The following is a 14257-nucleotide window of genomic DNA, read 5'->3' as shown; positions in this document are numbered from 1 at the left end:
AAGATGCTGCGCGATCGATGAGCCCCGACTTGTGTACACAACATCGCCAGATCGCCAGTGAAGGGACGGGCCGGGCCGATGGCCGAGCTGAGTCGTAGGAAGTTCGTCACGCTGTCCGGTGCCGCCGCGGCGGGACTCGCCGTGGCCGGCACCAGCGCCGCAGGGGCCGCCCCCGGCGCACCCGCGGTGGCCTCCACCGCCACGCTCCAGCAGACCGGCACCATCAACGACGTGCAGCACGTGGTGATCCTGATGCAGGAGAACCGCAGCTTCGACCACTACTTCGGCACCCTGCGCGGGGTGCGCGGCTTCGCCGACCGCAGCGCCATCCAGATAGCCGGCGGCTACAGCGTCTTCAACCAGCCCAACGGCCTGCTCGGCCGCCAGTACCCGTGGCAGTTCAGCCAGACCAAGCCGGCCGGCGGCGCCGACCCCGAGCGCCTCGCCCAATGCAACGGCGACCTCAGCCACGGCTGGAGCGATCAGCACAAGGCCTGGAACAGCGGCAAGATGGACTCCTGGGTCGCCGCCAAGGGCAACGTCCGCACCCTCGGCTTCCTCACCCGCCAGGACATCCCGTTCCACTACGCGCTGGCCGAGAACTGGACCATCTGCGACGCCTACCACTGCTCCGTGCTCAGCGCGACCGGCCCCAACCGCACCTACCACTGGTCCGGCCAGATCGACCCGGCCGGCAGCGCCGGCGGCCCCGCGTACGACGGCGGCGACGAGAAGGGCCTGCGCTGGCAGACCTACGCGGAGGCACTGGAGAGCGCCGGCGTCAGCTGGAAGGTCTACCAGAACGCCGCCGACAACTACGGCGACAACGCCCTCGCGTACTTCACCCAGTTCTCCGGCGCCCCGGCCGGCAGCCCGCTGGCCGTCAAGGGCATGGGCTCGGTGCCCAAGGCCACCGGCAGGACCCCGGACGACATCGCCGCCGCGATCAAGGCCGACGTGCTGAACGGCACCCTCCCGCAGGTCTCCTGGATCGTCCCCGACCAGGCCTCCTCCGAACACCCGTACGCCACCCCCGCCGACGGCGCGCACTTCGTCCACCTGGTGATCGACGCGCTGAACGCCGACCCGAACGTCTTCAACTCGTCCGTCCTGTTCATCAACTACGACGAGAACGACGGCTTCTTCGACCACGTCCCGCCGCCGGCCGCCCCGGCCGGCACCCCGGGCGAGTTCTACAACGGCACCAACATCGGCCTCGGCTTCCGCGTCCCGATGATCGCCGTCTCGCCCTGGACCCGCGGCGGCTGGGTCAACTCCGAGACCTTCGACCACACCTCCGTGCTCCGCTTCCTGGAGACCTGGACCGCCGCCCTCGGCACACCCGCGCAATGTCGGAACATCAGCGACTGGCGCCGACGCGTCTGCGGCGACCTGACCAGCGCGTTCGACTTCGCCAACCCGGTCTACGGCCTGCCCGGGCTGCCCGACACCTCGCAGACCATCGGCCTGTCGGCGTGCGGCCCGCTGCCCAACCCGGCCCCGGTCAACAACCAGCTGCCGATCCAGGAGACCGGCACCCGGCCGGCCCGCGCCCTGCCGTACCAGCCGAACGCCAACCTGGACCACCTGGAATTCGGCTCCGGCGGGGTCATGAAGGTCTGGATCGCGATGGACAACGGGGGCACGGCGGCGGCGAAGTCCGCCCACTTCGCCGCCTACGCCAACGCCTACCGCAGCGGCGGCCCCTGGCAGTACACCGTCGACCCGGGCGGCACCACCAGCGACTTCTTCAACTGCGGCACCAACTTCGGCGGCGGCCCCTACGACCTGACGGTCGTCGGCCCCAACCGCTTCCTGCGCCGCTTCAAGGGCGACGCCACCAAGGCCGGCAAGAACGCGGCCGCCACGGCGTCGTACGCGGTCGAGCCGGGCACCGGCAAGCTCGCCGTCTACTTCAAGCTCGCCAACTCCGGTGCGACGCCCATGACCTTCACGATCGCGTCGAACAACTACCGCACGGACGGCCCCTGGACGTACCAGGTCCCCGCCGGCGGCAACGTCACCGACTTCTTCAACGCCGCGGCCTACAACAACGGCTGGTACGACTTCACGGTGACGGTCGACGCCGACAGCACCTGGTCCCAGCGCTTCACCGGCCACCTGGAAACGGGCACCCCCAGCATCACCGGCTGACGCCCCAGGCCCCGCTACCCGCTCCCTCGGGTGGCGGGGCCTCCACCCGCCTCTGATCGATCGTCAACTCGGCGCGGAATCGGCGCGGAATAGTATTCCGATCTGCCTGCCGACCTTATGGCCGTCCGGGATCCTGCCTACCGTGAGCCCAAGACGCAGAAGGTATCGCGCCTGAAGTTCCGGACTATTCCCCGCTCAAGCGTCAGGGCCGCGCGGGGAGGATCGGGGAAACGACCATGGGAACACGTGAACAGCACGGCGCCGGTCGCGCGCCCGGGCTGCGGGCCGCACGGAGGACGTCGATCTCGGCACTGGCCGCCTTCTGCTGTGCCGCTGTGCTGACCGCCACGCTGACCGTCGTGCAGGCGCCGTCGGCCAGTGCGACGAGCGAAACCAGGCCGCCCAGCCCGCCCGGCGACACGGACGCTGTGGCGACGCCGTACGGCCCCCTCGGAAAGTGGATGCTGCAAATCGACTGCCAGTACCCGGACAACTGCGGAATCTCCAACTGGCTCGGCCACCCGTACAAGGGCAATACGCTGTACGAGCCGATCAACGTCATCCTCGTCGACAAGTCGTCGAGCACCCAGGACGAGGCGATCGAAAAGCTCGGCAAGGACATGAAGGCCGCCGGCTTCCCGGCACGCATCGGTCACACCAACGGCTACCACGCCCTCCTCCCCGACGCCCACGGCACCCCCACGCCCCACGGCCAGCAGCCGAGCGCCTCGGACCACGCCTTCGCCGACGCCTGGTTCTTCGCACCCCTCATCGACCACGGCCGGGTCTTCGGCCCGACCCGGACCGGCGACGGCTACGTCTGGACCGCCGCACTCAGCGCCGAAAAGCCCGGCATCTACATCGACCCGGACGGCCGACCGTCATTCACGCACGACTACGCGTCGTTCAAGGACGCGCGGAACAAACTGTGCGCGGACATGACGGCCAGTGGAGCGGGCCGCTGCGGGTTCCCGGTCGACATGAAGAACGAGTACAACGAGGGTTCCATCACCACCGGCGACCACGACGGCCGGGCCGCCGTGATCGAGCTGCGCTGACCCCCTTCGCCAGTCGCCCGTCCGGGGCCTCATCGGCGTGAACGCACCGGACGGGACGACGGCGCGCTGTGCCTGCCGCGCCGGCTCGGCGGCAGGATCAGGTCGGCGGGCCCCCGGTCGGCGCTGATCGCGTCCATCCACTGCCGCGCCCAGTGGGCCTGCTGATGCTCCACCGGCATGGCGGCGTAGCCCTGTGCGATCTCCCGCCGGGCCGAGGCGGTGCGGCCCAGGGCGAGCAGCGCCACACCCTGGCGCAGGGCGAGCCACCCCGGCGTGTACCAGTAGGCACCCACCGGCAGGTCGGAGAAGTCGATCGTGTCGGCCAGCCGATCGGCCTCCAGCAGGAGCCGGTCGGCCTCCCGGACCTCCCCCGCGTGCGCGAGCGCCCGCGCCTGCTGGCCGGCGTCGTAGGTCCGCAGCGCCGGGTGGGCGCGGGTGTCGCGGCGGGCGGCGTCGAGCATGCTCGCCGCGGCGGCCGGGCTGCCCCAGACCAGCTCCAGCACGCCCCGGTAGCTCATGGTGCGTTCGAGCCGGTCAGGTGCCCGGGACTCGTAGGCGTAGGCCACCGCGCGGTCCAGCGCCTGCTCCGCCGCCGCATACCGCCCGGCCACGAAGTGGCACCAGCCGAGGTACGCGGTCCCCATGGCGGCCGCACCGATCGCCGGGGCCCGCAGGGCGTACGGCGCGTCCTTGGCCGCCTGGACGGCCAACTCGGCCCGCGCCGCCACCATGGGAGTCACATCCGCGGAGGAGGAGGTGTCCTCCAGCTTCCGCAACTGGACCAGCCCCGACTCTGCCTCGACGATCATCGCCCGGTCCACCAGACCCGGCCTGCGGGCCTGGAAGTCGACCCGATCAGGATCAGCCGGAATCAGGCCGGACAGCGCGCCTCCCGCCCCCAGCGCCCCATCGATCAACCGGGCCAGCGCCGGATCCGGCATCCGGTCGCCCGACTCGAACCTACTGATGGTCGACTGGGACACGAACACCGTCGCCGCCAGCCTCGGCTGGGACATGCCCGCCCGCCGACGCAGCAGCCGCAACGTGCGCCCGAAGGACGTCAAACCCGCCTCCGCTCCTGGCCGTTCACCCGCCCACCAAGTGCCGCCGGAGCCTACCCCCCGACCGGACAACTCGCCACAGCCCCAAGCAGATCGAGGAGCCGGACGCGCCCGGCGTCGGCATCCGGCGGTCACCCTCGCCGGGCAGAGCGGAGGCCCCACTACCCGCCTCGGGTAGTGGGGCCTCGGGTGCGTGATCGGAGGTCGCTCGCTGTTTGGGGCGGCCGGATGGCGTAGGTGGTGAATCCGGCGTGCTCGCCGGTCGGGACGAACCCTGCCTTGAGGAGGACGCGACCGGAGGCCGGGTTGTCCGGATGGTGCTTGGCGTGGATCTCGGGCAGTCCGAGGTGGCCGAAGCCCAGGGCGAGAATCCTGAGGACCGCCTCCGTGGCGTGCCCCTTCCCCCAGGTGTCCGCGCGCAGGATGTAGCCGAGTGCGGCGACGGGGCGGTCCAGGCAGAGCTTGATGATCCCGAGCAGGTCGCCGTCGAAGTCGAGGCCCAGGGTGTAGAGCGTGCGCGGGGATTGAGCGGCGGAGGCCACTGCGTCGCGTGCGGCGCTGCGGGCTTCGGCGGCGTCCATCGGCCCTCGCTGGAGGAACCTGGTCGATTCCGGGCTGTAGATCCGCTGGAGAGCGGTGGCGTCGTTTCGGGTCAGCTCGCGCAGTACGATCACTTGCCCACCGCCTGCACCATGGTGGTCAACTCGGCGGCGGTCGGCCGGTCGTCGGGCCCGGCCAGCAGGACGAACCGCAGCCGGGCCTGGAGTGCGGGCCAGGGCATCCGGGAGGACATTGGGACGGCTCTGGCGGCGATGGCCTCGCGAACCACCTCGACCGGCGTGCCCCGGCCGAGTCCGGCGGCCTCGTAGTCCAGCGGCCAGTTGCCCGTGGCACAGGTCCACAGGGTGCCGGCGAGGGCGTAGACGTCGGCGGCCTTTGTCGTGTCGACGGGTTGGGGTCCGGTGATGATCCGGGCGGCCAGTTCGGGGGCGGTGAGGTGGACCATCGTGCCGTCGAAGGTCTTCCATGGAGTGGTGCCGACCTTCCGGGACCAGGCGAAGTCGAGGAGGCGCACGGTTCCGTCATCGCCGTGGACGCCGTGCTGGGGCTGGAGGTCGCCGTGTACCCATCCGTCGGCGTGGAGGACGGCCGCGGCGCGGCACAGCCCGATGGCAGCGGCAAGGGCTTCGTTCCGCCCCCCTTCGCCCTTGCGTACGGGACGGAAGACCTGCCAGGTGGATGGTCCGGCCAGCCATGGGGTGACGAGCCAGATGCCGCCGTCGAACCGGCCGGCGGTCACGGTGTAGCCGGGGAGCTGGTCCAGCACGGAGGCTTCGCGCGCGGTGACCTCGGCGGCCTCGCCGGTGCCGAGCTTGATGCTCGCGCGGCCTCGCGGTCCGGTCGCCTTCCAGACCGACGAGCCCCGCCGGTTGCTGATCTCCTCCAGCTCCAGCGGCCCGCATACGGCCTCCGCGGCCTTCAGCGCTTCGGTGGCCTCGGGAGTGAAATCGCCCATTCTCTTACTGCCTTCCACTCGCAGGGGATGTGTTCGAACACGTCGTGGCCGTCGTCAACGGCCCCGCCCACCGCCGCCGCGAGATCGGGTGTGCTGGTCAGGAGCTTCGGGTCCAGGAGGCGGACGGCCGCGCGCACTGGGAGGAACGAGAACGGGGCCGGCGGGATGTCGTGCCCGGCCCTGTTGGTCTCAGCAGCCCCCTGGACGAACTTGCCGAACATCACGCCGACCGGCCCGTAGAGGTTCTTCAAGGCCCAGTGCGGCCAGGCCAGTAGCTCGCGGTGGTCGGCGTCGGCGCACTGCCCGATCAGCACCACGTTCTCGCAGGTCAGCGCGCCGAATGGTCGGGCCATCAGAGGGCGAATCCACTCGGCAGCCTGTACGCCCGCGTAGAACAGTTCGGCTTCGACGGCGTACCGGCGAGTGTCGCGCGAGATCTCGTAAACGGTCCACCCGGTCATACCGCGCGCTGCGGATGGCCGGAGGAACGGGCAGTACTGCTGCATGGCGGGGAGATAACCGCTCACGTCCACGCCGGCCGGGTGTTCCGTCCGGGCCTCGGTGAGGCGGAGCGCCCCGGCAGTCGGCCGGGACGCTCCGTCGGACGGTGCGGTGATCACCGGGTGGTCGCCGCCGGGGCCAGGTCGTCGCCGTCGCCGGGCGCGGGCGAGCAGTCCCACTCGGCCCAGACCTCGCCCGTCTCGCGGTAGCGGGCCAGGGCCACGGTGTTGACCGTGCCGTCGGCGTCGGTGAACCAGATCTCCGGCAGGGGGCCGTACGCCTCCTCGTACGCGCCCACCCAGGAGATGAAGCCGACGCCCGCGCTCTCGACGTGCGTCAGCTTGCGTCCGCCGTGCCGGACGGCGAATGCCTCGTGCGCGGCCGGATCGCTGAGAAGCTGGTGCCACGCGTTGTCGATGGCGGCGGAGAACATCTCCGCCGCGGCCTGACCCGCGTCGATCCGACGCGCGGTGATCGTGAAGAACTTGCCCAGTTCGTTCAGCTCGGTGATGGACTTGATGGTGGCGGTGCTCACGGCCTCTCCCATCGGGTTGGCTCTGCTCGCCTGGAGCGGGCGAGCAGTGGTGTGGGATGGTGCGCCGCCCGGCGGGCTTCCACGGAACCGAGGGGGATCGGATTCACCTCGCGCCGGGTGGCGGATTACCAGGTTGGCCGTCAGAGGCTCGGGCGCTCAACGTGCTTGCATCCGTTTGCAGAACTTCAGCCCAGAGAGTCGATCGCCCTGGCGATCAGGGACCGCACTTGTGCGCCGTGCACCGCGAATCCCATGAGCCTGTCGAACGCCTGGACGTAGAGGCCGACTTCGCTGGGCGCGGTGAGCGTCACCTGGGCCGAGAGCAGTTCTACCCCGGCTTCCGCATCGTCGAAGACGTTGAAGGTCTCCACTGGCCACATGGTGCGCTCTGCGGCGAAGGGGATGAGGCCGAACGAGACAGCTGGCAGGGACATCACCGTCAGCAGGTGCTTCAGTTGCTCAGCCATCGTCTCGACCCCGCCGAGGCGGTAGTACAGGACGGATTCCTCCACCAGGATCGCGAAGCGGTGGTGACCGGTGCGGATTACGCGGGATCGGGCCAGGCGGGCCTTCACGGCCTCGGCGACATCGTTGGGCGTGCGCCGGAAGTCGGACACCGTGGCGAGCAGCGCGGTGGCGTACGCCTCGGTCTGCAAGACGCCGGGTATCACGCGGGAGGAATAGGCGCGGAAGTGTCGCGTGCGCTCGTAGAGCGGTACCGCTGATTCCTGCAGCATGCGAAGGCCGGTGCGGGTGAGCCTGCGCCACTCGACATACATGGAGTCCACCGCGCGGTTGGCGGCGATCAGATCCTCGGCCTGGTCGTCCGCCCCGCAGGCTCGGCACCACGCTCGGATGTCCTTGTCGGATGGCGCGGTCTTGGCGTTGATGATGCGGGAGGTCTTCGCGCCGTTCCACCCGCACAGGGTTGCCAGCTCCTGCCCCAGGAGTCCGGCGTCCAGCATGATCTCGCGCAGCCGCGCGGCGACGGCCAGACGGGCCTCTTGGGCACTGGAGGACGGGGAGACGGGCATGAGCTGGCGGTCCTGATGCAGATGGGTCAGACGGTGTACTTCTCGTGCGGGATGCCGCGCTCCCAGACAGCCTCGAAAGCGACGGCGCAGAGATTGGCCACTGCAGGGTCGTCGGTGAGCGTGGGACCGGCAGAACCGCCGTCGCCGGTGAAGTGGTTGAAGCGAACCACGGTTTCGTCGAACAGCCAGAAGTCGTTACCGGGCAGGGCGATATCCGACGCCTGACGGCGCGGCAGCCAGCGCACCTGCTCGCCGGCCGCCAGGTTCACGACCGTTCCGGCATGCTCGTACCGGATGTAGTCGGTGACCGGCTCGGAGACGATGCGCCCGCGGCGTACGACCACGCCGCGGGCGACTGCTTCCCGGATCTGCGCAACCCAGCCGGACCACCCTTCGGATTCCGGGTCGGTGTCGACGTGGCCAGTGCGCAGGAACTCCGCGAATTCCTCCACCTCGCCGGCGATCCCGTAGCTATCCCTCAGCTCCAGATGGACCGCCGACCTGCGGGCCTGCCTCAGCATCGCCGAGAAGTCCGGCACGTTCTGCATCGTCGAGCGCCTTCCTGATGATCCCCGCCATACGCAGCGGGATGCGGGTCACGTTCTCGTGGTCGGGGATACCAGCGGAGTGGCCGGGTACCCACTCCGTGCTGCCGATCTTCGTCAGCAGGGGCCCGCCGGGCTTCCAGCCCTGAAGGACCAACTCCTTCTCCTCGTCGTCCACCCACACCATCGGGCTCTCGTCCTTGCCGGTGTTGGGGTCGATCCCGCCGAACCGTAGGGTCATGGTGCCCTCCCGTGCCAAGTCGGTTGCGCGGTTCTGCACGCCACCGTTTCGCGTGACATGACGAAGCGTCAAGGGCGCGTTTCAGCATGGACGTTCTGGATGTCCACAGCTCTTCTACGGCTGTGGAACGCAGGTCCGAAGAGCGCCGAAAGCCGTGGCTACGGACTCGGCTTGTGAGAGTGCGAGGGCCTGTAGCTGATAGTAGGCCGTGAGGATCGGCGGTACTGCGCCGCTGTCCCGTTCCAGGTGCCCTTGCTGCGCCGATTCGGCGTAGGACATCAGCGATCGGTCCGGAAGGGTGATGATGTTCACCGGGAGGTCGAACGCTCGTTCCTCGCCTATGGCGTACGGAGCAACCTGGATAACGGTGTTGGGCATCCGGGCGAAGGCTGCAAGCTCGTCGGGCTGGGCAGCCATGATGGACTTTCCGCCGACCGGCCGTCGGATGCGGCTCTCATCCAGAACGGCGTGGATCAGTGGAGGGTCTCCCGGCGCAAGTTCGCCTGTCGGCGCGCAAGGTAGGCGACCCGCTCCTCGGCTTGGTCCTGCGTGATGCTGCCTCGGCGGACTGCCCCCGCCGCGATGGCCCGCGCGTAGTCCAACGTCTGAAGCAGCCCCGGCGCGATGCCCCTCATCCGGCGGGCCACCCGGCGGCGACTCGGCCGGGACCGCCGCCGATGACCGCCCCTCCCGCCTGTCCCGCACCGGACTGCTGCGGCCCCGGTCGATCTGCTCAACGACGCCAACGCGGCCGGACGGACGTGGAACTGCCCGAACTGCGCCCGGTGGGGCGTCGCCTGGTCGGCGGGCTACCTGGCGAACCAGCCGTTCGAGGCGATGGCCGGACTCCGCATCCCGGCGGTGTCCCGCCGTAGGCCCCGGGCGGCGTCCCGGCCGCCCAACCGGCCCGACTGATGTGGCGGACAGCTCACACGAACGGGCCGCGCGGGAACCACGGATCGCGGACCTCCCGGGGCCCGTCCGGTGTCAGCAGGGTGAGGGTGTACGGCGAGGCCGCGTACTCGGCGAGCTGGACCGAGCCGTAGCGGGTCTCCAGTTCGGCCTGCACCGGGACCGGCAGCCTGCTGAGCGCCCGCCGCAGTTGCAGGGCGTCCCGGCGGCTGATCGGGTGCGGGGTGCGCAGGACCAGTCGCAGCGGGCTGAGCGGCCCGGCGACCGGTACGCCGGTGCCCAGTTCGTAGCCGACCGCGCCGATCGGGCCCCAGGACAGCCGGTGGTCCGCGACGATCCGGCCGACCGCCGGCAGCAGGGCCAGCGCCGGGATTCCGGAGACCCGTTCGGGGTCCAGCCGCCCGCACCGCCCGGCCAGCTGTTCGGGGCGCAGTGTCCGGGCGACTGCGGCCCAGGGCGCCAGGGCGTCCAGCCGCTGCCCGGGGCGGGGGCCGCGCACGATCACCGGGATCCACTGTTCGGGCGCGGCCTCCGGGTCCCGGGTGCAGCGCTGCGGGTGCGGCACGTCCGCCGGGGTGCCGACCAGGGAGGGGGCCCGGCCGACCGTCACCCACGGGTGCACGCGCAGCACGGCCCGCGCCCAGTCCGGCAGCTCGCCGCCCGCCAGCGGGTGCAGCGAACTGGGGCACTGCATCAGCAGCAGGTCGTGGGTGCCGGGCAGTCGCCCGTCCAGTGCGGCCAGCGGCCCGACCCGCCGGCGCGGCCCGTCGTGGGGGTCCTCGGCGGTGCGCCGGGCTTGGCGGGCGGAAGGTACGACGGTCACGGTGGGCTCCAGACGGTGGCGTCAGTTCGGCCGACGGCTCCAATCTGCGCCGGGCGCCCGCCTCCGCGCCACGGCCGTTGGGCGCGTTCACCAGGGACCAAAGGCTCAACGTGCGGCTCCGGGTGCCCGGTGTGAGAGTGGGGGAAGCCTGGTATCCGTTCGGAGGAGGAGTCATGGGCATCTTCGACAGGTTCCGCCACAAGGCGCACGAGGCGACCGGGCAGGACGCCGCCGAGCGTGCCGCCATCGCCCACGACGAGGCCGCGGACGCGTACAGCCCGGAGATCGAGCGGGCCCGCGAGACCCAGGAGGCCCGTGAGTCGGAGCGGCGTGCCCGTGCCGTCCAGGAGGAGGCCGACCGGCGCGCGGCCGAGAACATGACGGCCGAGGGCGACCCCTGGGGCTGAAACCCCAGGAGTCTCAGCACCCCAAAACCTCCAGCCCCCGTCACCGCGCCCGCGGCGGCAGCGGCGGGCGCCGCAGGTCCGGCCGGGGGGTGTCCTCCGGCGGGGGCGCTGCGGCGGGCGCGTCCTCCAGCAGGTCCAGCGCGAGCTGGACGGCGGCGACCAGCTCGGGGTGGCGCCCGCGGGCCCAGTCGCGCGGGGTGCGCAGCACGTGCACGTCCGGTTCGACGCCGCGGTTCTCCACCGACCAGCCGAGTCCGCCTTCGAACCAGGAGGCGTTCTTGGGCACCGAGATCCGGGTGCCGTCGCCGAGGGTGTGCCGCCCGGTCATCCCGACGACCCCGCCCCAGGTCCGGTTGCCGACGACGGGGCCGAGGCCGAGCAGTTTGATCGCCGCGATGACCACGTCGCCGTCCGAGCTGGTCGCCTCGTCGGCGAGCGCCACGAGCGGGCCGCGCAGTGCGTGCCGGGGCCAGCGGACCGGCTGGCGGTCCCGGCCGAAGTCCCAGGCGAGGACGTGCCGGGTGAGTTTCTCCAGGACGAGTTCGGAGACGTTGCCGCCGGCGTTGCCGCGCACGTCCAGGACGAGTGCGGGCTTGTCCAGTTCGCGCCGCAGGTCGCGGTTGAACTGCGCCCAGCCGGAGCCGCCGAGGTCCGGGATGTGCAGGTAGCCGCACCGGCCGTCGCTGAACTCCCGGACCAGGAGGCGGCGTTTGGCCACCCAGTCCTGGTAGCGGACGGCCCGTTCGTCGGTCAGCGGGGTGACGGTGATCCGCCGTACCGGGCCGTCCGGGCTGCCGCGCAGGGCCAGTTCGACGGTGGTGCCGCCGGTGCCGGCCAGCAGTGGCAGCGGGCCGCGCACCGGGTCCACCGGGCGGCCGCCGACGGCGAGCAGTTCGTCGCCGTCCCGGACGCCCTGGGCGGCGAGCGGGGCGCGGGCGCGCGGGTCGGAGGTCTCGCCGGGCAGCACCCGTTCGACCAGCCAGCGCCCGTCGGGGGAGCGGTGGGCGTTGGCGCCGAGCAGGCCGAGCGGCTGCTGGCCGAGCGAGGGGCCTTCGGCGCGCCGGGACGGGGTGACGTAGGCGTGCGAGGTGCCGAGTTCGCCGAGGAGTTCGCGCAGCAGGTCGGCGAAGTCGTCGGGTGAGCAGACCCGCTCCAGCAGCGGCTCGTACTGGGCGGTCAGGGCGGGCCAGTCCAGGCCGGACATCCGCTCGTCCCAGAACTGGTCCCGGACGATCCGGGAGGCCTCGTGGTAGGCCTGGCGCCACTCGGCGGCGGGGTGCACGGTGTGGGTGATCCGTCGCAGGTCGACGGTGCTGCCGGCGCCGCCGGTGACCGGGACGATCCGCAGGGTCCCGGCCGAGTAGACCGCGATGGAGCCGCCGTCCCCGGAGACGGCGTAGCCGTCCAGCTTGTCGACCAGGGTGGTGCGGGTGCCCCGGGCGAGGTCGAAGTACTCCAACGAGGGGCGGCCGGAGGTGTCGTCGGGGCTGGCGAAGGTCTGTCCGAGGGTGCCGGAGATCGGCCAGCGCAGCCAGATCAGGCCGCCGCGCACCGCGTCGGTGGCCGAGTACTTGGAGGCGATCACCGGGAACTGGAGCAGCCGCTCGCCGATGCCCTGCGGGTCGACGAGGACGGTGCCGTCGCCGCCGCCGTTGCCGCGCGGGGCGCCGTCCTCGGCGGGCGCGGCGAACGGGGACGGCGTGTCGGCGGTGAGCGGGACGAGGTAGGGGCGGCAGCCGAGCGGGAAGGAGAGGTCGCCGGTGTGCACGTCGTGGACGGGGTCGAAGCCGCGCCAGGACAGGAAGGCCAGGTAGCGGCCGTCCCGGGTGAACACCGGCTGCTCGTCCTCGAAGCGGCCGTCGGTGACTTCGGTGACCGGCCCGGGCGCTTCGGTGCGGGTGAGCCGGATCCGGCGCAGCGAGCGCCCGGCCACCGGCTGGGACCAGGCGATCCAGTGCGAGTCGGGGGAGAAGCGGGCGCTGGAGACCGGCCCGTAGCCGGAGGCGGCGAGTTCGCGGACGGCGCCGTCGTCGGCGGCGACCAGCAGCAGCCGCCCGTCGGAGGCGGCGACGGCGAGGTGGGCGCCGTCGGGGGAGGCGGTGAGTTCCAGGACGCGGCCGATCCGGTCGGCGGCGAGCACCCGGTGGCGGTGCTTCTCGGTCTCCTCGTGCCCCGGCAGCGGCATCACCTCGATCGCGTCGGCGCCCTCGGCGTCGGTGATCCAGGCGGCCTCGCCGGTGTGTCCGAGGATCACCGGCAGACGGGTCCGCACCCCGGGGGTGTCGGCGAGCGCGCGGGCCGGGCCGTCCTTGTGGGTGAGCCAGTACTGGCTGCCGCGCACGGTGATCACCCCGGCCCGGCCGCTCTGGTCGCAGGCCAGGTCCTTGACCTGGGAGGCGGCGCCGACCTGGTACGGGCGGCGGCCGGCCCGGGCGCCGCCGAGCGGGACGGCGAGCCGGCGGGGGGCGGGGGCGTCCAGGCTGTCCAGCAGCCAGAGGTCGCCGGCGTGCTGGTAGACGATCCGGGTGCCGTCGGTGGCGGCCTCGCGGGCGTAGTAGGAGGCGTGGTCGGTGTGCCGGCGCAGGTCGGTGCCGTCGGGGCGGCAGGAGTAGACGTTGCCGATGCCCTCGTGGTCGGAGAGGAAGGCGATCCGCCCGGCGACGGGCATGGGTGAGGCGAGGTGGCCGGGGTGGTCGGCGAGGATCTGTTCGCCGTCCGCCCAGAGCCGGCCGGTGGCGCCGCCCCGGTAGCGCTTCCAGGCGGCGGGTTCGTGCGGGGCGGCGCCGGTGAGAAGCACGGTGCGTTCGCGGCTCATCTGGGCGTCGCCGACGGGGCCCCAGGGCATCCGGTGGCCGGGGGAGCCGTCGGGCGGCAGGGCGTGCGCCCAGGTGTAGTGGCCGAACGGCTCGTGGTAGGAGGTGACGGCCAGTACTTCGCCGTCCGGCAGCCAGCCGCGCACCCGGGTGTCCTGGCTGCCCCAGTGGCTGAGCCGTTCGGCCTCGCCGCCCTCGACGGGGGCGGTCCACACCTCGGGGGTCAGGTTCAGCCAGCTGGTCCAGGCGAGGGTGCGGCCGTCGGGGGAGAAGCGGGGGTGGCTGACGCGGGTGCGGTCGCAGCTGACCCGCCAGGCCCGGCCGGTGGCGCCGTCGGCGTCCAGCGGGGCGATCCAGACGTCGTCCTCGGCGGTGAAGGCGAGCAGCCCGCCGTGCAGGTGGGGGTAGCGGAGGTAGCCGGGCGGGGTCACCCCTCCATCCTTCGACGGGGTGTCACCCCCGGCAACCGGGGCGGCCCGTCGGGGCTGCCGGGCGGTCGGTGCGTAGGTCGCGGACCGGTCTGGACCATTGACACCGCAGTGCCGAATCCACTTCAGTGGTCTAGTCCAACTTGGGTGCCAGGCCGGGCCGTTCCCCCCCCACTGGCGCGTGCTCCGGCGTGCCCTCGGACGTCCCCCACGACCGCGCCATCGCAGG

At 71.9% G+C, this 14257-nt stretch carries 13 protein-coding genes and 1 pseudogene; 3 read left to right on the top strand and 11 right to left on the bottom strand.

The window, feature by feature from the left end; all coding sequences use genetic code 11:
• Positions 1–78 precede the first annotated feature (78 nt).
• Together ACFWPI_RS19930 and ACFWPI_RS19925 are read left to right on the top strand one after the other, a co-directional pair.
• Positions 79–2154, top strand: a complete 2076-nt coding sequence (locus ACFWPI_RS19930) for a phosphocholine-specific phospholipase C (RefSeq protein WP_380372883.1) — start codon at positions 79–81, stop codon at positions 2152–2154.
• A 236-nt stretch (positions 2155–2390) separates the two neighbouring features.
• Complete coding sequence (locus tag ACFWPI_RS19925) at positions 2391–3212, top strand: hypothetical protein (RefSeq protein ID WP_380372885.1); 822 nt, start codon at positions 2391–2393, stop codon at positions 3210–3212.
• A 29-nt stretch (positions 3213–3241) separates the two neighbouring features.
• Here ACFWPI_RS19925 and ACFWPI_RS19920 read toward each other — a convergent pair whose 3' ends face one another.
• The 10 genes and pseudogenes from ACFWPI_RS19920 to ACFWPI_RS19875 all read right to left on the bottom strand — a co-directional run bounded on the left by ACFWPI_RS19920 (position 3242) and on the right by ACFWPI_RS19875 (position 10380).
• A complete protein-coding gene (locus tag ACFWPI_RS19920) occupies positions 3242–4276 on the bottom strand; it encodes a multiprotein-bridging factor 1 family protein (RefSeq protein WP_380372887.1) in 1035 nt (344 codons plus the stop codon).
• A 158-nt stretch (positions 4277–4434) separates the two neighbouring features.
• A complete protein-coding gene (locus tag ACFWPI_RS19915; RefSeq protein ID WP_380372890.1) occupies positions 4435–4947 on the bottom strand; it encodes a GNAT family N-acetyltransferase in 513 nt (170 codons plus the stop codon).
• Positions 4944–5789, bottom strand: a complete 846-nt coding sequence (locus ACFWPI_RS19910; RefSeq protein WP_380372892.1) for a hypothetical protein — start codon at positions 5787–5789, stop codon at positions 4944–4946. Before ACFWPI_RS19910 ends, ACFWPI_RS19915 begins: the two co-directional genes overlap by 4 nt.
• Entirely contained in the window at positions 5753–6409 is a 657-nt protein-coding gene (locus ACFWPI_RS19905; RefSeq protein ID WP_380372894.1) for a hypothetical protein, read from the bottom strand. Before ACFWPI_RS19905 ends, ACFWPI_RS19910 begins: the two co-directional genes overlap by 37 nt.
• A complete protein-coding gene (locus ACFWPI_RS19900) occupies positions 6406–6825 on the bottom strand; it encodes a hypothetical protein (RefSeq protein WP_380372896.1) in 420 nt (139 codons plus the stop codon). The genes ACFWPI_RS19905 and ACFWPI_RS19900 overlap by 4 nt, the downstream gene beginning before the upstream one ends.
• Before the next feature lie 185 nt (positions 6826–7010).
• Positions 7011–7859, bottom strand: a complete 849-nt coding sequence (locus ACFWPI_RS19895; RefSeq protein ID WP_380372899.1) for a helix-turn-helix domain-containing protein — start codon at positions 7857–7859, stop codon at positions 7011–7013.
• A 26-nt stretch (positions 7860–7885) separates the two neighbouring features.
• Positions 7886–8407, bottom strand: coding sequence for a DUF6879 family protein (locus ACFWPI_RS19890; RefSeq protein ID WP_380372902.1), 522 nt, complete (start codon positions 8405–8407; stop codon positions 7886–7888).
• Complete coding sequence (locus tag ACFWPI_RS19885; RefSeq protein WP_380372905.1) at positions 8331–8645, bottom strand: hypothetical protein; 315 nt, start codon at positions 8643–8645, stop codon at positions 8331–8333. Before ACFWPI_RS19885 ends, ACFWPI_RS19890 begins: the two co-directional genes overlap by 77 nt.
• Positions 8646–8759: 114 nt before the next feature.
• A pseudogene (locus ACFWPI_RS19880) lies at positions 8760–9274 on the bottom strand (DUF5753 domain-containing protein); the annotation flags it as partial.
• Positions 9275–9573: 299 nt separating this feature from the next.
• Complete coding sequence (locus tag ACFWPI_RS19875; protein ID WP_380372908.1) at positions 9574–10380, bottom strand: phosphoribosyl-dephospho-CoA transferase MdcG domain-containing protein; 807 nt, start codon at positions 10378–10380, stop codon at positions 9574–9576.
• 173 nt (positions 10381–10553) lie between these two features.
• On the opposite strand from ACFWPI_RS19875, the gene ACFWPI_RS19870 reads away from it, so the two are divergent.
• Positions 10554–10787, top strand: a complete 234-nt coding sequence (locus ACFWPI_RS19870; protein ID WP_063349281.1) for a hypothetical protein — start codon at positions 10554–10556, stop codon at positions 10785–10787.
• Between the two features lie 40 nt (positions 10788–10827).
• On the opposite strand, the gene ACFWPI_RS19865 is transcribed toward ACFWPI_RS19870, so the two are convergent.
• Positions 10828–14031 (bottom strand): S41 family peptidase, encoded by a 3204-nt coding sequence (locus ACFWPI_RS19865; protein WP_380372912.1) that lies wholly within the window; start codon positions 14029–14031, stop codon positions 10828–10830.
• Positions 14032–14257: the final 226 nt, after the last annotated feature.

It is taken from the genome of Kitasatospora sp. NPDC058492, assembly GCF_042720685.1.
GTDB lineage: Bacteria > Actinomycetota > Actinomycetes > Streptomycetales > Streptomycetaceae > Kitasatospora.
The sequence above is the reverse complement of the archived record's forward strand: the minus strand, read 5'-3'. Positions and strand labels throughout refer to the sequence as shown.

Coding starts and splice junctions, on each gene's coding strand:
- ACFWPI_RS19930 (WP_380372883.1), top strand. CDS start 79: ATGGCCGAGCTGAGTCGTAGGAAGTTCGTCACGCTGTCCGGTGCCGCC.
- ACFWPI_RS19925 (WP_380372885.1), top strand. CDS start 2,391: ATGGGAACACGTGAACAGCACGGCGCCGGTCGCGCGCCCGGGCTGCGG.
- ACFWPI_RS19910 (WP_380372892.1), bottom strand. CDS start 5,789: ATGGGCGATTTCACTCCCGAGGCCACCGAAGCGCTGAAGGCCGCGGAG.
- ACFWPI_RS19895 (WP_380372899.1), bottom strand. CDS start 7,859: ATGCCCGTCTCCCCGTCCTCCAGTGCCCAAGAGGCCCGTCTGGCCGTC.
- ACFWPI_RS19890 (WP_380372902.1), bottom strand. CDS start 8,407: ATGCAGAACGTGCCGGACTTCTCGGCGATGCTGAGGCAGGCCCGCAGG.
- ACFWPI_RS19885 (WP_380372905.1), bottom strand. CDS start 8,645: ATGACCCTACGGTTCGGCGGGATCGACCCCAACACCGGCAAGGACGAG.
- ACFWPI_RS19870 (WP_063349281.1), top strand. CDS start 10,554: ATGGGCATCTTCGACAGGTTCCGCCACAAGGCGCACGAGGCGACCGGG.